A 24691-nucleotide genomic window follows, 5' to 3' on the forward strand; every position below is an offset into this window, starting at 1 on the left:
CTTACACCAATCTCTGTGTGCAAAAAGAGACCTTAACGCCTGCAATCGATGTTAAGGTCTCTTGCTGTATGCACAATTACCGATACATGTATCAGGCGATTGTGAGCTCCGGCCTGCCCATGTCACTGAACATGCCCGCATAATATTTGACTTCGCCTGCCTCATTACGGATTGCCGTAATACTTAGCCATTCCTGATAGATCTCTCCGTTTTTCTTCCGATTCCAGATCTCGCCTTGCCAATATCCTTTTTCACGTAATTCCAGCCATAATTGGTCATAGAAACGTTTGTCCTGTTTACCGGATTTCAGCAGGCTTGGCTTCTGTCCAACCGCCTCTTCAGCACTATAACCAGTGACCGCAGTAAAGGCCGGGTTCACGGATGTAATAACACTGTTTGTATCTGTGATCAGAATGGCTTCAATGGTACTCTCCAGAATGCTCGCAGATAACTGAAGCTTCTCCTGGTAGAACATCCAGATCACAAGTACAAGACTGACCAACGCGATCTGAGACAAAGCCATGAAACCAATGGCATAATGACCGGTCATGCTGTACAACAAAGTCAACATCAACGGAGGGAAGAATCCACCCAACCCCCCCATAGCGGAGATCATTCCATTCGCTACACCTGGTTGTTTAACGAAATACATTGGCACTAATTTGAAAATGGTTCCGTTACCTGTCCCTGCGCATAATGCCACAGTCAGACATCCAATCGTATAGATATAGAATGATGGCGCGAAGGATAATACAATCGATGCGATTGTTAATCCGCCGAACACAAACATTAATATTTTGAACGGATTAAATCGATCTCCAAGCCAACCCCCCACGGGCCGCATAATGGTTGCAACGAGAATGAATCCCGCTGTACGAATACCTGCATCGACTTTATCCATCTGAAAGTGACTAACCAGGAAATTCGGCAAGTACACCGTAAATGCCACGAACGAGCCAAATGTCAGAAAATAAAACAAGCAGAGCAACCATAGTTTATTGTTGCGTGATATGGCCTTCAGTTGCTGCATTAAAGGAGCGTTAACTCGTACTTCCTGTTTGTCACCCAGAACGAAATTCAGCGCCGCCATCCCTAATAGCAAAATACTGTAGAGCAGAACCGTCGTAGACCATCCCATACGATCAGCGATCAGCGGGGCTCCGAATGCAGACAGTGCTGTACCCAGGTTACCAATTCCGTAGATCCCGTTAACAAATCCATGTCGCTCTTTCGGATAATATTTGGGCAGTGAAGTTACACCGACGGAGAAGACAGCTCCCCCAATACCGAGGAACAATCCACCAATCACCAGATCACTGAACGACGTCGCACGGCTAATCCACCATACCGGGGCCAGCAGCAGGACAAAGCTGATCATGAAAATATTGCGAGCTCCATATCGATTCGTCCAATAACCAATCGGAATACGGGCAATCGATCCGATCAATACGGGAATCGCTGTCGCCCACGCAAGCTGGGAAGACGTAAGCGCAATATCTTCTTTAATAAATGGCATCAGAGATGACAGGATAACCCATACCATGAAACCCAGAACCAGACTTGCCGTTTGCAAGGGCAGTTGAACCTTTCCTTTATGTTGCATCTACATCGCCCTTTCCTTTTTTTGTTCCTGATTCGGATACACAGCACCATCTCTTCTGCGATACAACACATAACTGCGTTTCAGATAACCCAGTGGCATACTCAACATGTGAACCAGACGTGTAAATGGAAACACGCAGTACAGTACAAAGGTAAGCAGAATGTGTACTTTGAAGTTCATCGGTACAGTCTGCATCAGAACGGGATCAGGCTGGAATACGATCAGACCGCGCAACCACGGATTAATCGTTGTTCGATAGTCAAAACCTGTGTGATTCACCGCATTAGCCGAGGTCGCCAGTATTCCGGTGACAATGACTATGATCAGCATGGCAAGTGCCATCCAGTCCCCGATGCTGCTTGTCGCCCGCACTCTGCGAGCAACATAACGGCGAACCAGCAAAATGACAGCACCTGCCAATGCAATGATCCCCGCAGGCAGTCCTCCTGCGATAGCCATCAAGTGATATCCTTCATCACTCAGTCCAATCCAGCGATAGAACTCCACTGGAACAAGCAAACCGGCAATATGTCCACAGATTACAGCGAATATCCCGATATGGAAGAGTAAACTGCCCCATTTTAGCATGCGTTTCTCCAACATCTCACTGGACTTGGACGTCCAACTGAAAGGATTCGTCACATAACGCCAGATTGTCGCCGTAATACAGAAAACAATGACCATATAGGGAAGAGCGCCCCATAACAACAGTTCCAGTGTACTCACCGATTCCCCCTCCTCATCTGGGCAGCGATCTGCATAAGATCTGCAGGTTGTTGGTTAACTGTCTCTTCTTGTTCTGGCACATCAGGGGCAGGAGGCTCAGGAATGACCTGTAACATCAGACTGAGCAGTGGTCCATATGGGCTGTTCTGTCCCGTAATGCTTTCGCTCATTGTGACCAACGCCTTATGGCAACTGGAGAGCACCCCTAAGGCATCTTCCTCGGGAGCCTCAGCTACAAATTCAAGCACCATAGGCAAATAGTCCGGCAACTCACTCACTTCCATATAAAATCCCGCAGCTTCATATCTGCGTTTCAATTCAATCAGAGCCGGGCCCCGATCCCGTTCATCTCCATGAAGAGCATACGTGAGATAGAGGTTACACTTTTTATCAAAATCGAATGTACGAACATAGGCATCCTGCCACTCAATCGAGCTTACCGACTGTGCTTCATCTACAAATGTCAGCAAGATCTGGTTCACCATCTCATCGGAAATGGACTGTATAGCTTCCTTCACTCCTTGCAGTCCTTCTCTCCACGCTGTATCCGGATATTGCAACAGGTAGGAGATCAGTTTACAGACCATTCTTCTCGTATTCGAATCGTAAACCAGAGCCTGACCTGTTCCCTCATTGGGTTCGATCGTCATCGTTGTCATTGTCTCCTTTCCCATCAAAATACCCCACAAGAACCAGGACCACCTGCAAAATCAAGTCCGCAGCTGCCCTGTTCGCTGAAGAGATCTTCCACTTCCTCACGGTGAGCTGGCGGGATGACAAAACGGTCATTATACTTCGCAATCGCGAGCAGTCGGTACATGTCCTCCACTTCCTGCGCATCCATGCCTACTCTTTCCAACAATGCCGATTCACTGGTCTTACCCGTCTGCTGATTACGCATGTGAATGCGCATAACGGCCATCTTCCGCAGGACCTCACGAATTCGATCCGTATCTCCTGCCGTAAGCAGATTGGCAAGATACTCCACCGGAATACGCATGTTATCAATCGCAGGGAAAATATCATTAGCCTCCAGTGAACTTCCCTGTCCCTCTACCCGATTGGTAATCGGGCTAAGCGGTGGAATGTACCATACCATTGGCATGGTACGGTATTCAGGGTGAAGCGGGAGCGCAATTTTCCAGTCGATAACCATTTTATAAATAGGGGACTGCTGCGCTGCAATAATCCAATCCTCGGGAATTCCTGCCTCACGCGCTTCGCGAATCACCTCAGGGTCATTCGGATCAAGGAAAATATCCATCTGGGATTCATAGAGATCCTGGTCATTTTCAACGGAAGCAGCGGCTTCAACACGGTCTGCATCATACAGCATCAGGCCGATATAACGGATACGTCCCACACAGGTTTCGGAACAGATCGTTGGCAGACCCGCTTCAATCCGCGGGAAACATAGCGTACATTTCTCGGCTTTGTTTGTCTGCCAATTGAAATAGACCTTTTTGTAAGGACAGCTCGATACACAGAATCTCCAAGCGCGGCATGCATTTTGGTCAACCAGTACGATCCCGTCTTCTTCCCGTTTGTACATCGCTCCGGAAGGACAGGAGGACACACAGGCCGGGTTAAGGCAATGTTCACAGATCCGTGGCAAGTACATCATAAATACCTGTTCAAAATCCATTTTGATCGAATCCTCGACACCCTTCATGTTGGGGTCTTCCATCCCGGTTACATGGGCACCTGCCAGATCATCCTCCCAGTTAGGTCCCCACTCCAGATTCATATATTCACCAGTAATCTGGGATTTCGGTCTTGCTACAGGCTGATGTTTTTTCTCCGGGCTGTTCGTCAGTTTCTCATACTCGTAGGTCCATGGCTCGTAATAATCATCAATGGTAGGCTGATCCGGGTTATGGAAAATGTTAAGCAAGCGTCTTGCCCGTGTGCCGGACTTCAATTCCAGTTTGCCATTCTTCATCTCCCAACCACCGCGATAACGCTCCTGGTCCTCCCATTGTTTCGGATAACCGACCCCTGGCTTGGTCTCTACATTGTTCCAGTACATATATTCTGCACCTGGACGATTGGTCCAGGTGTTTTTGCACGTAACACTACATGTATGGCACCCTATGCATTTGTCCAGATTCATGACCATACTGACTTGTGCTTTAATCTTCAAGCCAATCCACCTCCTGCAGTTTTCTTATGATGACATTGAGGTCACGCTGATTGCCTGTCGGGCCATAGTAGTTGAAGCCATAACTTAACTGGGCATAACCACCGATCATATGGGTGGGCTTCACATGAATACGTGTCGGACTGTTATGCGTCCCCCCACGTGTCTGTGATATTTTGGTGCCCGGAACGTTAATATGACGGTCCTGAGCGTGATACATGAATGCCATGCCGCGAGGAATACGGTGCGTCACTACGGCTCGGGCAACGACTACTCCGTTACGGTTGAAACATTCGATCCAGTCGTTGTCAACCAGTCCGGCTTCTTCTGCATCTTCGTAGTTCATCCAGATTGTCGGGCCACCTCGGAACAACGTCAGCATCGGCAGCGCATCATAGTACATACTGTGGATCGACCACTTATTATGCGGTGTCAGGTAGTTCAGGACAATCTCCTTTCCCCCTTCGATCGGACGTTTGCTGTTTGGATGGAACGGCGTATGCTTCAGCACAGGTTTAAATGTCGCTAATGTCTCTCCGAACTCGCGGAGCATCGCATGATCAATATAGAACTGCTGTCTGCCCGTCAATGTACGCCATGGAATCAGGCGCTCTACATTGGTGGTGAATGGAGAATATCGGCGTCCGCCTTTTTCTGATCCGCTGAATGCAGGTGAGGTAATGACCGTTTTCGGTTTGGAAGTGATCTCGTCAAACGTAAAACATTCCTCAGACCGTTCCTCAGCCAAATCTTTCAGATGCAATGCCGTTTTCTGTTCCAGCGCTTCCCACGCACGCACAGCCATCTTGCCGTTCGTTGTACTGGACAAGGTCAGAATGGCCTCAGCAACATTACGGTCTGTGCTCAGATCCGGACATCCTTGTCCAACGCCATCTTTACGATGCACGCCCAGGATGCCCTTGAGTTTTTCATACTCTTCACTGGCAGACCAGGATATGCCTTTGGTACCGATTGGTTTATCCTTCACCACAGGACCAAGGCTGATCATTTTGTTATATACGGCAGCATAGTCACGTTCCACGACCTGAATATGCGGCATCGTTTTCCCCGGGATTGCTTCACACTCTCCTGCGCTCCAGTCTTTGATCTCTCCGTACGGTTGAGCAAGCTCATCTGGTGAATCATGCAACAGCGGTGTAGCTATGATCTCCTTCTGCGGACCATCAAATTGCTGCGCAGCCATCTCGGAGAATACACGTGCAATTTCCTTGAAGGTATCCCAGTCCGAACGGGATTCCCACTGCGTGGCTACAGCCGGATTAAATGGATGAACGAACGGATGCATATCCGTACTGCTCAGATCGCTTTTTTCATACCAGGTCGCTGCTGGCAGAACAATATCGGAATACATCGCCGTACCTGCCATCCGGAAATCCATATTGATCATCAGGTCGAGTTTGCCTTCCGGTGCTTCATCCACCCATTCCACATGCTCTGGGCGCAGTCCATGATCGTCATCATTCAGCAATCCGTTCGTTGCACCGAGCAGATGCTTGAGGAAATACTCATGTCCTTTGCCGGAACTTGAGATCAGATTCGCTCTCCAGACAAATAGTACACGCGGGAAGTTCGCTGGATCATCGGGTTGCTCGATTGAGAACTTCAGATTTTTGTTCTGCAACTCTGAGGCTACATAAGCACCGATCTCTTCCTTCGTCGTTGCTCCAGCCTGCAGTGCATCCTGATGCAGATCAATCGAGTTACGATTGAATTGTGGATAAGATGGAAGCCAGCCCATACGCGCAGCCATCACATTATAATCAGCCACATGCTGGAACCGCGGTTCACCCTCAAGCGCCGAAGTCAACTCTCCTACTTGGGTCTCCTCGTATCTCCATTGATCTGTTGCAAAGTAGAAGAAGGATGTTCCGTTCTGCAGACGTGCAGGTCCGGTCCAGTCACGAGCAAAGGCAATCGTCTGCCAGCCTTCAGCCGGACGCAGTTTTTCTTGACCAACATAGTGCGCCCAACCTCCACCGTTCACACCCTGACAGCCTGTCATCAGTATTAAGTTAATGATGGCACGATAGATGACGTCGGAGTTATACCAGTGATTAATACCGGCTCCCATGATGATCATGGAACGCCCTTTGGTATCGATCGCATTTTGTGCAAACTCACGTGCAATCTGTACGACAGTCTCTTCGTCCACACCAGTGATTTTCTCTTGCCACGCTGGGGTGAATGGTTTTACCTGTGGTGCATTCAAGATGTCGTCTCCACGGTGAACACGTACACTCAACTGCTCCGCACCAGTGACTACTTCTGCTGAATCCGCAGAACGTGTCATTTCACGTTCAATTCCGTATTTGGCAAGTACCAGATCGTATACGGCTGTTACCGTAATCCATCTGTCCCCCAGCCAGATCTGGCGTACAGGAATCTGCCGCTTCATGACATGTTTTCCCTCATCATCAAAGTACGGCAGATGAATGGTTACGAGATCATGATGGACTCCGAGCATGGATAGTCTAGGATCAATCGGCTCACCGTTCTCCACCTGTTCCATTTTGAGATTCCATGTGCCTTCTTCACCCCAACGGAAGCCCAAACTTCCTTTTGGCATCGCATAGGTTCCACTGTTCTCATCGTATACAAGCGTTTTCCATGCCATATTGTTGCCCGTAATACCCAGGTCTTCCCCAACGAGAAATCTGCCTGCTGTGTGTATCCCGTCCTTTTCTTCCACAATCAGCAGATTTGGAAAGTCCGTATACTGTTTGGCATATTGCATGAAATAGTCCGTGGGCTTTTCAATATAAAACTCTTTCAGGATGACATGGCCCATTGCCATCGCCAGAGCGCCGTCCGTTCCTTGTTTTACCGACATCCATGTATCTGCAAATTTCACATATTCCGCATAGTCCGGGCTGATCGACACCACTTTCGTTCCCCGATAACGTGCTTCAGCCAGGAAGTGGGCATCCGGTGTCCGCGTCATTGGCAGATTCGAGCCCCATACCAGAATGTATCCCGAGTTGTACCAGTCACTGCTCTCCGGCACATCCGTTTGATCGCCCCAGATCTGAGGTGAAGCCGGCGGCAGATCCGCATACCAGTCATAGAAGCTGAGCAATGGTGATCCCATTAGGGAGAGGAAGCGCGACCCTGCTGCATAACTGACCATCGACATGGCAGGAATTGGAGAGAAACCAATAATCCGATCCGGTCCATATTCTTTGATCGTATGAATCAGCGAAGCGGCGATAATCTGTGTCACTTCACCCCATGACGCGCGAATTAATCCACCTTTACCACGTACCGATTTGTATCTTTTCACTTTGGCCGGATCATCCGCAATACTGGACCACGCTTGAACCGGGTCACCATGCGTCTGAAGCGCATCACGCCACATATCCAGCAATGCACCACGTACGTAAGGATGTTTGACACGCAGCGGGCTGTACAGATACCATGAGAAACTCGCTCCACGCGGACAACCTCGTGGTTCAAATTCCGGCATATCCGGTCCGGTTGAAGGATAGTCGGTAGCCTGCGTTTCCCAAGTGACAATGCCGTCTTTCACATAGATCTGCCAGCTGCATGATCCTGTACAATTGACGCCGTGTGTGGAACGCACCACTTTGTCATGCTGCCAGCGGCGGCGGTAGATATCTTCCCAATCCCGCTTGACCGGGGACATCTCACTCCAGCCCTCCGCACTTTTTTCACGTTTGGCAAAATACTTGAGTTTGCCCATCCAGGGCATGCTTTTGTTACTCATTGTTGTCCTCCCACATATATGACCTGTTGATGCAAGTCGAATCCTGAACCGCTGTTGCTAACCTCCGATTTGCGACATATGTCGCAGCGTTGGTGTGCCGTCAATCTGTTGCCCATTTAAGGCTTTTAACATGTCATGTGTCTCGGGTTTGGCTCCGAGCGCCTTGTAAAATAAATCCTGCACCGCCTTGTCATCACCTACGAGTGGACGAACATTGAACTCATCTGACCAGTAGAGACAAGGTTTGATATTTCCGTCTGCTGTCAGCCTGAGCCGATTGCAATTTCCGCAGAAATGGCTGCTCACCGGGTGAATCAGACCAAAGGTTCCGGCAGCTCCCACAATGCGATAACTATCTGCTGGTCCATTCCCATAAATCTCTCCACAGCTTTCGTACTCCCATTGTGCTCCGCATGTTTCCAGCACATGTTCGAGGGGCATATACCCAGATCTCCAACCTTCTCCACTTTCACCAATAGGCATGTACTCGATAAAACGAATATGAATGGGTTCATCCCGGGTCATCCTCAGAAAGTCTTCCACTTCATCGTCGTTCACGCCTTTCATCAGCACCACGTTCAGCTTGATCGGATGAAATCCGGCTTTTTGGCTGGCCTTAATGCCGTCCAGCACACGCTGCACCTTGCCGCCTCGGGTAATGCTTGCGAATCGTTCTGGCTTCAAAGAATCCAGGCTTATGTTCACCCGTGTTAGCCCCGCAGCCTTCAGCAGATCCGCATAAGCTGCCAAATAGATACCATTGGTTGTCAATGCGATATCTTCAATTCCTGGAATAGCGGACAACATCGCAATCAGTTGATCCAGCCCCTTACGTACAAGAGGCTCCCCTCCAGTTAAACGCAATTTCCGAATGCCCAATGGAGCAAGCGCCTTAACGATGGACGTGATTTCTTCATAGGACAGGATTCGTTCTGTCGGTTCGAACTGCATTCCTTCCTCCGGCATGCAATACACACAGCGGAGATTACAGCGATCCGTAACCGAGATTCTTAAGTAATCATGTTTTCTTCCAAACGGGTCCATTAATTTTGATTCCATACACGTACCTCCCTTCTCTAGGGTGCTGTATTCACATCAGCCGAAGGAGAAAGCTGTTTTCTCTCATCCAGTGTCATCTTGACGCTAAATATAAGGATGTCTCGCTCGCTGAACTGTGCAAAATATCACAAGAAGTGAAACATAGCGCACAGTTGCACATCTATATATGCTCCCCAACCCTTTTCCAAACAGGATTCTGGTCTAAATAAGTCAAAATTATGGCAAAAAGAAATGTGTGAGCCTGCTCACACAGACCCCTCTTCACGTTTCCTATAATCAAATTGCAGCACCACACTATCCCAATTTGGAGGAATGACACATGAACACATATGCAGCAACCATTAATGCCACGGAGTATCCACCGCATTTGAAACATAAAGTTATTTTCGAAACGTTTGATCAGTTGCAACCACAGGAATCCATGCTGCTCATCAATGATCACGATCCAAAGCCACTTCGATTCCAGTTCCAGTCCACACATCCTGATGGCTTCAACTGGGAGTATATTGAGCAGGGCCCTACAACCTTCCAGGTCAAGATCAGCAAACTATAGAATTGGAGCTGAACCGCTATGGCCCACGTTGAAATTATTGACGATACTACACTTCGCATCACGCTGAGGTTGGAAGATGCCACAACCATGGTGCAGATAGCACAGCGTGAGCAGGCCGAATATGCCCAAGAGATTGTTACCATTTACGAAAAAATGCCTGTGTTCGAATATACTCACTTCTGTTTTTACGCCTATGACAGTGCAAGACTTTTTGAGCGTGTGCTCGGCATGGACCCCAAAGCCTATCTGTCCTTCTCCCTCGATGCGCCGGAGTCATTCTTCTACGCGCTGTACGGTGGAATGGCCGCCCTGTATGAATCATCTCTGCAGTTGGTACAACAGGCGGATGTAGCTAGTGCAGGATTGGATGTGAACGCACATGTTTCCATCTGATGTCCGTATGGTTGAATTGGATGTGCGCCCTCATCTGAGTAAAAAGCTGGAGCCGTTTCAGCTGATCATGGACACGGTCAAAAGCCTTCAGCATGACGATGTGTTTGTACTACATGCTCCATTCAAACCGACGCCACTGCTCGGTATTCTTAAGCTGAAGGGGTATTCCAGCACATCTGAACGTAGGAGTTCAGATCACTGGGTTACCACATTTGTGCACAAAAAAAATAAAACCGGTGCAAAGGCAATTTCTGCAATGGTTTTATCTGGATCAGAAGTTAATTTGGAACCCGATTCAGATGAAGAATCAGCTTCATGCAAAGGACATCCGGAGGAGCAAGTTGTTGCCATTGAAAATATTGAATCTCCACAGGCGCCCAAAGTTATATTGGACAATCGTGGATTGGAACCGCCTCAGCCCATGATGCGAACACTTGCCGCACTGGAGCGTTGCAAACCTGAGGAAGTCGTACTGATTCATAATGACCGTGTACCTGTATTCCTGATTGAAGAGTTAAACAATCTTGGTTGCACCTACACGGTTGAAGATCAAGCTGATGGCACAGCCAAAGTGAGAATTGAAAAAGGGTAAGGAGGCGAAAGCCATGTCCAGGTTGCCGTTTCTTTTCATCATCACGGGCATCTTTGGATTTGTAATGTATCACGCCTTCTCTCTGCTCTCGCTGACAGGCTGGCTTGGTGATGAACTCAGAGGACCCGAAGGCTGGTTTCATGCTCATCTGTTTGTGCTCGGGTGGGCAACCATGCTCGCAATGGGTGCCGTTTATCAGTTGATACATGTTATTTTGCAATCCAATATCTACAGTCTGGTTCTCGGTTATTGTCATTATTTCTTGTTCAGTATCGGAATCGTAGGCATGTTATACGGCTTCATTTGTGCAGATGTCATCTGGATTGCCGGTTCTGCGACACTCGCGCTCTCTGGCATCCTGTTGTTCGGATGGAATATGGCTGTTACCCTCTTCCGTGCCTCTCAATGGAATCCGGTAACGATTAGTGCAGCATGTTCGTGTCTTTATCTGGTTCTTACTGGGCTATCCGGTATGCTGATGGGTCTTAATTTTGCCTTTGGTGATTGGAATGGTATGCATGAACGCTTGTTCGGCGCACATATCTGGATGGGAACACTTGGCTGGTTTGGCATGTTAATTACCGGATTCAGTTACAAAATGCTGCCCATGTTCTACCTGTCCCACGATTACTCGCTTCGATTACAGAAAGTGGTCCTGGTTCTGTGGAATGCAGCTGTAATTACAGGCGTTGTCGCATTTCTGACCGGGCTTAAGGGAGGTTTGCTCTGGTTCGCGCTCTTGCTCCTAACCGCAGCCCTACTCTTCTATGTGTATCACTTGGAGCAAATTCAGGAGAAACGTCACAAAAGCAACCCCGGGCCGGGTATTCGCTGGTCTGTGTATGTAAGCCGTGCCTTTGCCGCATATGCTGTCGCCCTACTGATCTATTCGGCGCAAGGAACCGAACTGCTGCTCCATCCAAGGGTTGTTCTTCTGTCTGGATGGGTATATCTCGGGGGCTGGGTGCCCCTCACCATACTCGGATATGCCTCCAAAATCGTGCCTTTTCTCTGGTGGACCCATAAATATGGCAAGCAGGCAGGCAGACCTGGAACACCGCTAATGGCTGGTATGCTGAGTGAACGGAACGTCCATTGGGGGATGATCGCCATGGTGGCTGGAAGCCTTCTGCTAGTCAGTGGAATTCTGATTAATCTGGCAGAGGTTATGATGGTTGGAGGAACAATCTTATCTCTGGTTTCCATCGTTTATATAGCGAATATTGCTTTGGTATTCAGACGTTAATGTTAAAAAGGTAGATTGGAGAGTGAACATGATGGAACAAACATCGCATTTACTGGAATGTCTCAAGGAAGTGTATGACCCTGAATTAGGTGTCAATATCGTTGACCTGGGTCTGGTGTATGAAGTAAGGGAAGAGCCTGAACGGGTTCATGTACGAATGACGCTGACTACACCAGGTTGCCCGCTGCACGATACAATTGTCGGTGCGGTGAAATGGGTTTTACAGGAAAATACGAATAAGACTGATATTGATGTTCAAGTGGTGTGGGAGCCACAATGGTCTCCACAGCTGATGTCGAATGAAGCCAAGGAAATGCTGGGATACTTCTAGGCAGAATGACTAGAGACCGGATAATGAACAAGTTGCTGGCGGAATACGAAGAAGCGTACTTAAATCTGATGTTCTCAGACTCAAGTATGCTTTTTGTTTTGCGAGGGGAAACACTTGATTAAGATATTCTTGAATAAAAATAAATAAGGAAACTCCAGAATAGAGTTCCCCTTATATTGGTGTCGATCAGTGAATCGTTGTATCGCTTCCTGGATATTCGATGTTAGATGTCCTTTGCATAGGATGCTGCTGGCACTTTGTTTAACACCACGAACAAACGAACCTCCTGATCTCCTGTATTATGGAATGCAAACTCCACTTCACCGCCGCAATGAATTACATCCTCTTGTTTCACCACTTGTTCTTTTCCATCCAGCATAAGTGTGCCTGTGCCTTCGACCACCAGCAAAATAACGTCTGTGCCTGGATGTTTATGAACGGGAAGCTGCTGACCTGGCAGAAAATGAAGTACAAAGGTCACTCCACCACCCTGTTGGAATAAAACACGTTTAGTAAAACGCTCCTCACTGAATGCTTTGACTTCTTGCAATGACGTGATAGTCATCCTAATCGTCCTCCTCGATAATGTAATCTGTGAATACATTCATCTTATCGCAAGAAAGCCCGCATTTCCTTGATCTGAATCAAGAAATACGGGCAAATGAACAGATCATAGTCGGTCCCTTATGATCGTTTGTTTTTAAGATAGTTACACCATCATTTTACGCAAAGAAGCGATATATCTCGAACGTATAATGATGAAATAAAACGTCTGTGCAAGTACAAAGGCACCAAATACAGTCAATACCGGCATCGTATAATTGGTAATACCGAATTCAGTAAGAAATGGCTTAACTACGACCAAAGTTTCAATGATAGCTACCCCAATCGGTAAAAAGAACAGAATGGCAATCTGAACAGTTGATGATCGTTTCATCTCCTGGAAGCTGAGACCCATTTTCGAAAGAGAATGCACCATCTTTCCATCTGCTTCAAGATCGGTATGCAGCCTGAAATACAAAAAGCTTGCAGAAGAGATCGAGAAAATTAATCCGATAAATATGCCCAAGAAGGTAAATAGTGCTGTCCCCTGTCTGAATCTTTCAAAATCACCGTACCGCGTACTCAGATATCCAGACTGGTTATCCGTTGAAGCGTTGGAATCCGCGGAGGATAGAAGCTGATCGCTAACCATGGCTTCCGAAGAGTGGCGATCAGGTATAGCATGGCCCCAAGCAGGGATCTGATACAGATATTTACCAGATATCATATTTTCTTTGATCTGTTGAGCAATCTCTTCATACTTCTCATCCGGGAGGACAACTACACCTGTAGCATAGAGTAGGGTTCCAAACTGTGGATCGATATCTGTATCCGTAACCCGAGCTTCCAGTGGGCTATCGTTCAGATTCAACGTCAACTTTTCTCCCTTCGCATAATTACGAAATCTGTTGCGCTCGATCTGACCCTGATCCTTCTCATTGCGGGTATCCACAAATAAGGCGGATCCGGTATCTAATTGGAACATCTTTCTCCCTTGTGTCCGATTGTATTGGTTGTAGTGACTAAGCGGCATAACCGAGACAGCACTCTGATCTGCAGAGGACCACAGATATTCCAGATATATCTGTTGATAATCCAAGCCTGCGGCTTCAAGTTTCGAATCAATAGCGCTCATATCCAATTGCTCCGCTGGTCTGAAGACGTTGTATTGAATTGGAAAATCATTGTTCGTAAACTGTTCCCGGTTCTCCTGATCCAGTGACAAAATTACAACTGCACTCATTGAAGCAATCGCAATGACCACGGTCACCATAAACAGCATGCGGGCATTATCCTTCATTTTATAGCTCATCTCTGAGATCCATAACAGACGTGTACCATGCCATACCGTTTTACGATTACGCTTCAACAAACGGATGATGAGCACGGAAAGTTGTGAATAGAAAAAATATGTTCCGGCTATGCCTGTCACTGCTGCAAGCAAGATCGTCCCGCCATTCAATTCACTGCGGAGTGCCATAAAACCGACTGTAAGTAATGCCAGGCCCAGAAGTGAGAAGAACCATGAAGCTTTGGGCTCTTTTTTAGGCTTGCTGGTTCCCGTCAAAAGTTCTAACGTTCGTTTGTTCCCGATAAAAACCAATGTGAAGAGTGATATGCAGAAAAATAATAACAGAAAGGCCCCGATCGTAATCAGAATCGCTTTCACCGGAAAATAAAAGGGCAGATCATCCATCCCGATAAAACGAGTGGTTAACATCAGGAACAGCTTGGACAGCAACATACCTCCGCCGATACCGGCAATAATGGACAGACAGCCGATCAACATATTCTCCAGAATGACCAATCTCCGAATCTGCCTAGGCTCGGCACCAAGTATGGTCAGAATGCCAAACTCTTTATTCCGTGATTTGAGAAAAGCACTGATGGAATACATAACAAAGAAAAATGCAAACACATAAACGATAATCGAAGCGATCTGCATCCCTGTTGCGGTTGTGTCACCCATCGGCAACTCTGCCACATATGGATGATAGATAAATACCGCATACGCGAAGAAAATCATGACCATAAACACACTGCTAAGAAAAAAAGCAATATACGCTCGCCCATTCCGGCGAATGTTATTAAACGCGAACTGAGGAAAGCTCATGTGAATTCCCTCCCCAGAAGGATAAAGTATCAATAATCCGCTGGAAGAACGTCTGTCGATTATCTCCGCGGTGTACCTCGGCTGCCAGTTTTCCATCCTTGATGAACACGATGCGGTTGCAATAACTTGCAGCAAGGGGATCATGTGTAACCAGCATAATGGTCGTTTTCTCCTGCTGGTTAATCTGTTCAAGTGACTCCATGACCGCTTGGGACGACGTAGAATCCAGGGCACCGGTGGGTTCATCCGCCAAAACAATCGAAGGCATATTGATCATGGATCTCGCAATGGCTGTCCGTTGTCGCTGTCCGCCCGAAATTTCGTAGACTCGTTTATCCAGAATATGATCAATCCCGAGCTTGGCTGTAATGCGATGAAGTCTGCTCTCCATCTCCTTCAGTTTGACCTTGTCCAGTGTCAATGGAAGCACAATATTCTCAGCAACAGTCAGCGTGTCCAACAGATTGAAGTCCTGAAAGACAAATCCGAGTTCTCGACGTCGGAACATGGCAAGTTCTTTCTTTTTCATATCAAATGGGTTCATGCCATTAATCAGCACCTTGCCTGAGCTGGGTTCATCAATGGTGGAAACCATGTTTAACAATGTGGTTTTGCCACTGCCCGACGGGCCCATAATACCCACAAACTCACCTTGTTTGATTGTCAGATGAATATCACTAAGGGCTTGAGTCTGCACTTTGCCCTGATATACTTTGTTCAGTCCCGATACCTGTAACATTTCCATTCGTAATTCCCTCCTGATCCATCATTCTTTATACGTTAATTCTATTCTTATCCTAACCGACCTCCCCTAACGGTGCTATCGAATTACCTTAAACTTGTCTTACAGCCCGTTTAAGGTTTTGTTCCCCTACCTCCTCTATCACAATTCTGTGCATTAAAAAAAGCACCTCGCCCATGGGCCATGGGCAAAGCACTCTTTACTTTGGATATTTCGAATGGATCCAGCTAAATCTGACCAACGTTCCCTCATTTGGCTCTGAAAACAACTCCACACGGTTATCCAGGCGGGCACTGATCTCACGAACCAGATATAATCCCATTCCCGTAGATTCGTGGTATTGTCTGCCCCGTTCGCCTGTAAAATAGGGATTAAACACCCGATGAATATCTTCGGACGAGATGCCGATCCCCTCATCCTGAATGTCCAGGATTGTATGCTCTTCCTGTTTATAGCCTGTAATGATCACTTTTTTGCCTGATTTGCTATCGGAATAGTTCACGGCATTGGTCAAAATCTGGGTGAACATGAACCGCAGCCACTTGGAGTCACTATATATCTGAAGGTCACCCTCCATACGGATATCCGGCGTAATGCCTCTGCGTATAAACAAACGTCGGTTCTCCGCTATACTGCTCCGAAGCACTTCTTGCAAAGACAACAGCTCCACACGAAAATCCCCTTCAAACTGTTCAAGCCTTGATGAATGCAAGACCATTTCAAGTCCTTTGCGCAGCTTATCCAACTCATCCTGAATACTGCCCGCCGTCTCATCGTCCACATCTTCCAGGGTCAGCTGGATAATGGACAAGGGTGTCTTCATCTGATGAACCCAGCGATTCATGAATACCACCTGTTGTTCCTTACTAGTCCGTAATTGACTTATCTCATTCTGCCGATTACGCTCCAGTTCATGTAACAATTCCTGGATCGCTTCCGCCACGACCGAATCTCCAAGCGCTTGGAAAGGCTCGTTTACCCGTTTACGTGGTTGTTGAAGTAGACGATAATACGCTCGCAGCTGGAGGTAACGTATGACCAGATAGACCATCAGCACAACAGTACTGATCAGCATGCCGTAGAGGACAATCTTCATCGGACGGCCCTCACCAGAGAGCCAGTAGACACACGGGACCAGTAGCATCTGTAACACATAAAATCCGACTAACATCAGGTGGTCTTTCAGGAAAAGTCTCATTTCCCTTTCCCCTGTGAGGATGAGTCCAGTTCCAACACACGATAACCCGCTCCGCGAACCGTCTCCAAAATCTCTTCTGCACCCAGCTCCTTCAACTTCCGGCGAACACGTGTAATATAGACATTCAACGTATTATCATCGATAAAATGCTGATCCTCCCACATCTGTTCCAGCAATTTTTCCCGGCTGACAACTCGACCCGCCTTCGCCATCAGTGCTTCCACCAGTATCGCTTCCTTCTGTGTCAGCTCTGTTGAACGTTCCTCATACTCCAGTACATATCGCTCAGGATAGAGGATCATGGGACCATTCTTCACTGTTACTTCCTGCTGAACAGCAGCGTAAGAACCATAGGCTCGGCGCAGCTGACTTCGTACTTTGGCAAGAACGACTTCATATTGAAAAGGTTTCGTAATATAATCATCCGCTCCATGTTCCAACGCCATAATCTGATCCATACCGCTATCACGAGCCGATATGAATAAAATGGGACATATGGAATGTGTGCGTATCTGCCTGCACCAGTAGTATCCATCATATTGAGGCAAATTCACATCCATCAGCACAAGGTCCGGATTCATTTCCACAAATTCATCCAGTACATGACGAAAATCACCGGTGACTTGTACCTGAAATCCATTTCGGGTCAGATAAGCCGCCAGCAATCCTGCAAGCTTGGCATCATCTTCAACCAACAATATCGATTGCATCGTTAACCCTCTTTCCGTTTCCTGACGTCAATGTATCACATCTAGTTACCCATTTTAGTTGGAAACGGCTTGAAAATAAAGCTTTAGACCACGAGACGCCCTCTCTTCTCTGCCAAACCAATGATAGCTTCCACTCCTGAATTAAACTCAAGAAAGTCCTGCTCGACCCCATCGCTGAAAATAACACCATCCTCTGGCATCTGGGATACAATGTGCAGTGGTTGCTTCGAATGAATCTGTCCAAACACCAGATTGGCCGCAGTCGTCCGGCTCGGGAACGGTTCACGTACTGAAAAATATAAATAAGGCTCATCCCAGTTAAAATGATTCAGATCTTGCCTGCTTCCATGAATGGATGCCGATGTTGTAGCGACCCCCGCTTCGGAATTCATGTTCTGCCATGCCGCCGATCCAACAATGCCCGTGGCTCCCGCCAGCACACTTTTGAACCAGCCTGTCGATCCCATGCCTGTGGATACAATGATGCCACTGGAGGATTGTTGTTCTGTCGATGTACCCAAACGCACTTCATAACGCGCCGACACATGTGTCTTCCGACCAATGAACAGATCATTGACACCATATAGATACTGTCCATCATTGAGTTCCACTTTGGCGAGAGTGACTTCTTTTAGTGTTCGTTGCTTTCGAATGACATCAGGAACAATGAAGCTCAGATCTTCCACGGTAAAAGGTAATAACACGCCATCCCACCGCATCGGGTCCGGGTTCACACCGATGAGCGGCTGCTCGGTTACGTATTTGAGGGTGTTGGCTACAAGCCCATCCTGTCCAACCACGACCACGATATCCTGCTCTCCAAAGATAAAATTGGGCACATGTTCCCGATCAATCGTCTGAACGCGCCCCAATTGACCCAGTTGCTGTTGTGCCTGCTGCACAGATAGCCGATAACGACGGTCTTCCTCCATATAATCACTGAAATCTGCGCCCAGACGTTCAATATAGAACTGAGCTTGCTGCACCGTGTTGTATCGAACCACCAGTTCCTCCAGTCGGGTCCGGCGCTTCACCAGAATCAGCTTGTGTTCGGTCATTCGATCGTCCGCTGCAGCCTGCTGACGTACTGATTTTTCTGCCTGTTCAGCTTGTTCTCTTCTTCCTAATCTCATCTCGCTCGACCTCCCTGATCTCTGCCCTGCGCAGGAGACATCAATCCCTGCAACAGATCCGGCGAGATATTAAGCTGTCCGATCTTGCCTGCATTTTCAGCCAGTTCCTGGAACGCGAGTGCGATCAGCTTATCAGAATTCATGCCCATATTCGCCATTGCTTGCAGTACATTCGGCTGTACATTTTGCAATGAATTCATTACCGCAGCAATCTCATAGGCTTTGGCATCCGCTTCGGCATTGTGATTAGCAATGGTTAACTCAATCAGTTGCTGCTTGCGTTCCTCCATCGCTGTATTGAACTGAAGCTGCTCCTGCTCCATCTCATTTTGTTTCTGTTTCACCGAGCGTTCTGCCTGCAATTGGGTCTCACGAATCTGCTGTTTCTTTGTCTCTACGGCAATTTCGGTGTTCAGTTCGTTCTCTTTCACTCGTCTTTCCTGTTCAATGGATGCATTGCGACGGACATAGAGTGCTTCGTCTGCCTGACGCAAAATCTCTTCCCGCGCTTGTGCTTCCAATGCACGCATCGTCTCTTTATTAGGCAGGATGGCCAGTATCGATAGACTCATCAACTCAACGCCCAGTTTCTCCAACTCTTCACTTTGCACAACTTCGCGTTTCATGCTGCTTGCCAGACGTTCACTGGATTGAATAGCTTCTTTCAGCGGCATTTGTTCCAAATGTTTCTTGGTCAGTACTTTGGCTGTGGTGATCACCCGTTGATCCAGCTTGCCGGGATCGTCGGAGATATACCGATTCTTGCGCAAATTGTACGTGTAATTCAGGCTCTGGGTTATTTTCAGGTAATCCACAATGCGATAGCTTAGTTGCCCTTGCACAGTAACCGTCTGATAGTCCCCTGTAATCTCTTCGAACATGAACGGTACATCCACCGAGGACACGGGTAGAACCACTACCGATGTGGTCGGCTCATAATAATAGAAGGACAATCCCACACCTTGACGCTGTACCTCACCATTTTTCACCTTCATGACATACTCACTGGGTTGAAATTTCACAAATCGGAATCCAAACATGGCTCATTCCTCATTTCTTAATATTGTCGTTTTGATATTATCGAAATGATAACAAACGAATTAGATATTGTCAATACGACATTAACAAAATGTTTATATGTCTATTTAGAAAAAGGGATGAAGTCTGAACCTCATTTTTTTCCGCAAAAAATAAAGAGACCGGATCATATGATCCGATCTCTTTACCTGCTTTGTTATTTTCTATTCATGAGTGTTGATAATGCCACCAAGCATCATCCTTCATAATCAAAAGCGGGCTTTTTGAACTACCTCTAATACAGTTGTTCCATCAGTCTGGCGACTGCAACAGCCCCTTGTGCACGGTTCGCCGTTTCTTTCGGAGCAAACGTGCCATCAGGCATGCCGTTTAACAGTCCAAGTTGTTGCATCGAGGCTACAGCTTCTTTCGCATAACCAGCGATCTCAGCGTTGTCTACAAACACCGTATTTCCTTGTGCAGCATTGGTCGCATCCTGATCATGTTGCACAACCTGCAGCACTCGATTCAGCATAACGGCCATATCTTCTCGTGAAATACGTTCATTGGCTCCAAAGCTTCCATCTGCTCGGCCTTGAATAATGTTCATTTCAATTCCAAGTCGTACTGAATCGGCATACCACTGCCCATCCTTCACATCTGTTGGGATCGAAATAGATGAATCCGGCTTACGTGTATCACCAATACCTTTAATAATCATTTGCAAAAATTGTGCTCTGGTCAGTTCACCTTGTGGGGCAAAACGAGTTGCACTCATCCCCGTAATAATTCCCTTACCGTATAGGTTCTGCACTTCTTGGAGAGCCCAATTGTGATTTTGCAGATCATGTAATGGTACTTCAACTTCCGTAATGACATAACTGCCGGATTCCAGCGGTTTAAACGCCATCGTCTTCGTCTTGTCATCGTACTTGGAATACGTAACAGGTTGCATTTCCCCATTTGAAGATATGGAATGTACAACCATAACTACATCATTCTTCTTAGGCTGCTCTACATTGGATAGGGCAACTTCAACCGATCTGTTTGTCCATTGCAATGGCTTATTGTTCATTAACAAATTCACATCAACAATTGCATGATCACCAATCGCTGCTTTTTGAGATGTGGACAGTGTACCTGTCGATCCTGTTGCCACTACGATGTCGAACGTCCCCGCAGTCTCCGCAATGGTCAGCGGGAGTGATCTCAGAGGAACACGAACGGTAGTCTGTCCTACAACTACATCCAGGGATTTCACTTCCTCGGAACGAATCCATTCCGCCAGTTGACTTGCAGCCAATTGGAATGTGACTTTCTTGGCTGTGTCAGGCACATCTGCAATCAGCTTTAACGTACGATTTCCTATATCCATGGATTGCAGTGCCTGAGTTAATAGGAATACATCTGGACGAATCGAATACTTGTCATCCCCGGTTGCTGTTCCTTTTACCGTTATTGAACCCTTCTCTGATGGATTACCAGGTTCAGCCGGTCGGGTTACATCGGGATTCCCTGGCGTTGGAGCTGTGCCCGGGTTGGAAGGTTGTGATGGTACACTTGGTTCTGATGGCTGGCCAGGGCCAGGTGTACCATCTTGACGTACAAGCTTACTCACAGCATCTTGTAACGCACGATCCGCATTGCTCACATCTTGCGTTGAAGATTCAACATCCAGAATGAATGCCTTCGCTTCAGAAAGCGCCTTACTAAATACATTCCAGGTTGAAGTTGTGTATTCGGTTTGCTTTAATTTCTCAGCGGCATCCACAGTAGCTTGCAGTGCAGATTTGTCCGCCGGGAACGTACCGTATGCTTCAAATTCCATGAATCCTACCCATGTGGGACCTGTTTTAACCGTTACCCGAATGTAACGTCCCTCCGTGCCTTCTGGAAGTACATGGCTAGGCGCGGTCGATACAACAACATCACTTGTGGTGTCCACTACTTTCACAAAATTTTTGTTATCATTGGACACTTCGATCGTATATTTGATGCCGCCACTCCACATCGACATTTCGATTTTGCGGAGGTTAGCAACCTGACCCAAATCCACTTGCCACCAGCTATCCTTACTTTGGTCTGTTCCCCATGAAGTGTTCGGATTGTTGTCAATTGCACCTTCAGGAGAGTTGGCTTGATTGCCTCCTGTCCCTGCACTGCTTGAAGCCGTTGCCGTTTTTCCCGTTGTTAAAGCCTCGAGAGAGACCAGATTAGTAAAGGCTTGTTTCAACGTACTCAGTGCTGAATTCACCTCAGACTGGACAACAGCATTGTTATCTCGGACCTGGATCGCTGCCTGCAAAGACTGTTCCAATACAGACCAACTCCGGCGTGTATAGGAAGATTTAGTCTGCTGCTGCATTTGTTGAATGTACTGGTGCAGTTGTGTTTTGTCCACATTGGATAGACCTTGAATGGCATCATGCAAACGTTTAACCGCTGTATTCGCATCCGTCTGTGTTGCTCTTGGATCATTCAAGACCTGCTCAGCGCCTTCCAGCGCTTTGGTCAATACCGCCCAAGTGGCCGCAGACCAGTCAGTCTGCTGATACGTACGCGCTTCCGCTATTTTGGCTCTGAGCTCGTCAAGCTGCGGGGCGATAACCTGCATTTGCTGCATCACACGTTCCAATGCTGCTGTCGCTGCATCTGTATCTGCTTGAGTCACCCCGCCCGGCGTGTATGCCTGTTCGTATACATCATTCGCTGTCGAGATTGCCGGAGCCAGAGTCACCCAGCTTTCCGGAGTAAAATCAGTCTGTACCAATGATTCGGCTCGTGTAAGTGCCGCATCAAGTTGCTGGCGGTCTGCGGGCAGAAGACCCAATCCACGTTTGTACACATCAAGGGACCATAACGCTCTGCCTTCATACGAATGCCCGCCGTTGGCCGGAAATTCATCGTAGTCAAACATCGCTTGGTTCTCCCATGCATTACCTTCGGATGCAATCCAGCCTACTCCCGCCGGAATCCACGCTGGCTCCCAGTAGAAAAAACCTGCGCCATGATTTCCTGGCACGTTCGCAATCATATCCATAATGCCGGCGATGGCATCATATTGGCCTTGAACGGTTGCGGGGAAGTCTGCTCCCCCAACATGAAGCGCTTCGTCCGATCCGATGATATTTCCATGAGCGTCCCCGTTTTTGTAGGAAAACGGATAGGACGTTTCAGCGATAATGACATCTTTGCCAAACTCGACTGACACTTCATTCATCGTTTTCTGTACATCTGCAAATGTCCCATGCCAGAACGGGTAATACGACAGTCCGATAATGTCATAGTCCAATTCGCCTTTACTTAACTCTCCAAAGTACCATTTAAACGTATCCGCCTTGCCTCCTTCAGCCAGATGGATCATAATCTTCACCTTATCAGCGTTATTAGTAATCTCTCCTTCTACTGCACGTACAGCATCAATTCCGCTTTTCAGCAATGCAACATTTTGCTTGAAATCCACGTCGCTGCTCAAGCCGTTCAGGACACCACTGTTGATCTCATTTCCGATCTGCACCATATCAGGCATGGCGCCCCTTGCTTTCATTTCTCCCACAACTTCATACGTATAGTTGTATACGGCCTGCTTCAGCTCTTCGGGCGAAAGACCTTCCCAAGCTTTGGGACGAAGCTGCTGGCCCGGGTGCGCCCACTCATCCGAGTAGTGGAAATCCAGCAGGATTTTCATACCTTTTTTCTTCACCCGCTCAGCCAAACGAATGACATCGTCCTTGTCGTTGTATCCCCCTGATTTCTGTGGATCATTCCACAGACGAAGACGCACGTAATTGACACCGCGATCCTTGAGAATATCGAGCAAATCACGCTCTGTACCGTTGCTGTCCACGTATTTTCCGCCTTTGTCCTCAATGGCAGTCAACGTGGAAATATCAACACCTCTAACATAGTCTGCACGATATTCCTCAACAATCACCTTAGCTTTAAGCTGAGGTTCTGGAGGCGCACCATATACAACTCCTGTTACCGTAAATTCGCCTGCAGAGGCGTATTGCATAGGGTCGATATGATCCCAAGTCACAGGTACCATTCCCGATTTTTCATTCTGAAACTGTGCCTTTACCTCGTTGGGCAGAATTGGCGCACTTCTGGTCACCGTTCTCACTTCGATCTCATCATATCCTTTAATATTGGCTGGTTCAGTTCCTTCTGCTTCTCCCCACACTTTGAACTCCAATATTTCCGGCCAAACTCCCTCACCCTTGTAAAAGGAGATGTTCAGTCTGATGTATCGCACATCATTCTGCTGAAACGTCAGATCAGCGATCTGTTTGGGATCAGCATTTTCATTTTGATCAACAACTTTGGTCCATACCTGCTGGTCAGCAGACGTTTCTACCATATATTTCACAACCGTGTTTTCTCTCCACGTTATTTCCGCTCCGGACAGATTGTAGTCTTCACCCAGATCAATCATTGCCCACTGTGGTTGTTCGGATGTAACTCCCGCCTTAGCAGTCCAATGCGTGTCACTTTTACCATCAACCAAGTGCTCCTTTTTACTCTCCCACTCCAAATATTCTGTGCTTACCGTAACCGCCTTGTTAAGTGCCACGTTCACTTTTGCATCTTCTGCAGCCGCTGGACGAACCATCAACCCCAGATCACAGAACAGCATTAGTAATACCAGACAACCGCTTATGTACCTCTTATTCACTCTTGATCTCCCCCTTTTTGTGTTTGATTGTGCATGGATCAATGAATGTTATGAATCCTCCTCATTGTAAGCGCTTAATAGCGGTAGGCGACACGGCATAATCCAAAGGAAACAGCAGTTATTTTAACAATATGATCCTGTGACAGTTACATTTGAGCTATATCGATCACAT

General features: G+C 47.4%; 19 protein-coding genes. 5 read left to right on the forward strand and 14 right to left on the reverse strand.

What is annotated here, in order from left to right; all coding sequences use genetic code 11:
• Window positions 1-91 precede the first annotated feature (91 nt).
• From MKY92_RS18370 to moaA, 6 genes are read right to left on the reverse strand one after another with little or no spacing between them, the layout of a single operon-like run.
• Window positions 92-1603 (reverse strand): MFS transporter, encoded by a 1512-nt coding sequence (locus MKY92_RS18370; RefSeq protein WP_339297224.1) that lies wholly within the window; start codon window positions 1601-1603, stop codon window positions 92-94.
• Entirely contained in the window at window positions 1604-2329 is a 726-nt protein-coding gene (narI, locus tag MKY92_RS18375; protein ID WP_336764476.1) for a respiratory nitrate reductase subunit gamma, read from the reverse strand. It abuts the gene before it with no gap.
• A complete protein-coding gene (gene narJ / locus MKY92_RS18380; RefSeq protein ID WP_339297225.1) occupies window positions 2326-3003 on the reverse strand; it encodes a nitrate reductase molybdenum cofactor assembly chaperone in 678 nt (225 codons plus the stop codon). The genes narI and narJ overlap by 4 nt, the downstream gene beginning before the upstream one ends.
• Entirely contained in the window at window positions 3003-4472 is a 1470-nt protein-coding gene (gene narH / locus MKY92_RS18385) for a nitrate reductase subunit beta (RefSeq protein ID WP_076210001.1), read from the reverse strand. Before narH ends, narJ begins: the two co-directional genes overlap by 1 nt.
• Window positions 4462-8214 carry a nitrate reductase subunit alpha gene (locus tag MKY92_RS18390; protein ID WP_339297226.1) on the reverse strand — a complete coding sequence of 1251 codons (3753 nt, stop codon included), beginning with the start codon at window positions 8212-8214 and terminating at the stop codon, window positions 4462-4464. Before MKY92_RS18390 ends, narH begins: the two co-directional genes overlap by 11 nt.
• A gap of 57 nt (window positions 8215-8271) precedes the next feature.
• A complete protein-coding gene (gene moaA, locus MKY92_RS18395; RefSeq protein ID WP_221820435.1) occupies window positions 8272-9273 on the reverse strand; it encodes a GTP 3',8-cyclase MoaA in 1002 nt (333 codons plus the stop codon).
• Window positions 9274-9592: 319 nt separating this feature from the next.
• Between moaA and MKY92_RS18400 the strand changes: the two genes are divergently transcribed.
• Genes MKY92_RS18400 through MKY92_RS18420 form a run of 5 tightly spaced genes read left to right on the forward strand, consistent with a single transcriptional unit; the run spans window position 9593 to window position 12388 of the window.
• Window positions 9593-9826 (forward strand): DUF2249 domain-containing protein, encoded by a 234-nt coding sequence (locus MKY92_RS18400; RefSeq protein ID WP_036613358.1) that lies wholly within the window; start codon window positions 9593-9595, stop codon window positions 9824-9826.
• Window positions 9827-9844: 18 nt separating this feature from the next.
• Window positions 9845-10219 (forward strand): hypothetical protein, encoded by a 375-nt coding sequence (locus MKY92_RS18405; protein ID WP_339297227.1) that lies wholly within the window; start codon window positions 9845-9847, stop codon window positions 10217-10219.
• Window positions 10206-10811, forward strand: coding sequence for a DUF2249 domain-containing protein (locus tag MKY92_RS18410; RefSeq protein WP_339297228.1), 606 nt, complete (start codon window positions 10206-10208; stop codon window positions 10809-10811). The genes MKY92_RS18405 and MKY92_RS18410 overlap by 14 nt, the downstream gene beginning before the upstream one ends.
• 13 nt (window positions 10812-10824) lie before the next feature.
• A complete protein-coding gene (locus MKY92_RS18415; protein ID WP_339297229.1) occupies window positions 10825-12057 on the forward strand; it encodes a hypothetical protein in 1233 nt (410 codons plus the stop codon).
• Window positions 12058-12085: 28 nt separating this feature from the next.
• Complete coding sequence (locus tag MKY92_RS18420; RefSeq protein ID WP_339297230.1) at window positions 12086-12388, forward strand: metal-sulfur cluster assembly factor; 303 nt, start codon at window positions 12086-12088, stop codon at window positions 12386-12388.
• A gap of 223 nt (window positions 12389-12611) precedes the next feature.
• Here the strand turns inward: MKY92_RS18420 and MKY92_RS18425 are convergent, their stop codons facing one another.
• The 8 genes from MKY92_RS18425 to MKY92_RS18460 form a co-directional block, all read right to left on the reverse strand.
• Window positions 12612-12953 (reverse strand): cupin domain-containing protein, encoded by a 342-nt coding sequence (locus tag MKY92_RS18425; RefSeq protein WP_339297231.1) that lies wholly within the window; start codon window positions 12951-12953, stop codon window positions 12612-12614.
• Window positions 12954-13097: 144 nt separating this feature from the next.
• Window positions 13098-15044 (reverse strand): ABC transporter permease, encoded by a 1947-nt coding sequence (locus tag MKY92_RS18430; protein WP_339297232.1) that lies wholly within the window; start codon window positions 15042-15044, stop codon window positions 13098-13100.
• Complete coding sequence (locus tag MKY92_RS18435; protein WP_017687815.1) at window positions 15019-15789, reverse strand: ABC transporter ATP-binding protein; 771 nt, start codon at window positions 15787-15789, stop codon at window positions 15019-15021. The genes MKY92_RS18430 and MKY92_RS18435 overlap by 26 nt, the downstream gene beginning before the upstream one ends.
• A 196-nt stretch (window positions 15790-15985) precedes the next feature.
• Window positions 15986-16984, reverse strand: a complete 999-nt coding sequence (locus tag MKY92_RS18440; protein ID WP_339297233.1) for a sensor histidine kinase — start codon at window positions 16982-16984, stop codon at window positions 15986-15988.
• On the reverse strand, window positions 16981-17694 hold the full coding sequence (locus tag MKY92_RS18445; RefSeq protein ID WP_339297234.1) for a response regulator transcription factor: 714 nt from the start codon (window positions 17692-17694) through the stop codon (window positions 16981-16983). The genes MKY92_RS18440 and MKY92_RS18445 overlap by 4 nt, the downstream gene beginning before the upstream one ends.
• An 83-nt stretch (window positions 17695-17777) precedes the next feature.
• A complete protein-coding gene (locus MKY92_RS18450; protein ID WP_339301839.1) occupies window positions 17778-18752 on the reverse strand; it encodes a sugar kinase in 975 nt (324 codons plus the stop codon).
• A gap of 71 nt (window positions 18753-18823) precedes the next feature.
• Complete coding sequence (locus tag MKY92_RS18455) at window positions 18824-19867, reverse strand: SPFH domain-containing protein (RefSeq protein ID WP_339297235.1); 1044 nt, start codon at window positions 19865-19867, stop codon at window positions 18824-18826.
• 272 nt (window positions 19868-20139) lie between these two features.
• Window positions 20140-24519 (reverse strand): glycosyl hydrolase 53 family protein, encoded by a 4380-nt coding sequence (locus MKY92_RS18460; RefSeq protein WP_339297236.1) that lies wholly within the window; start codon window positions 24517-24519, stop codon window positions 20140-20142.
• Window positions 24520-24691: the final 172 nt, after the last annotated feature.

The sequence above is a fragment of the Paenibacillus sp. FSL R5-0623 genome, assembly GCF_037974265.1.
Lineage (GTDB): Bacteria > Bacillota > Bacilli > Paenibacillales > Paenibacillaceae > Paenibacillus.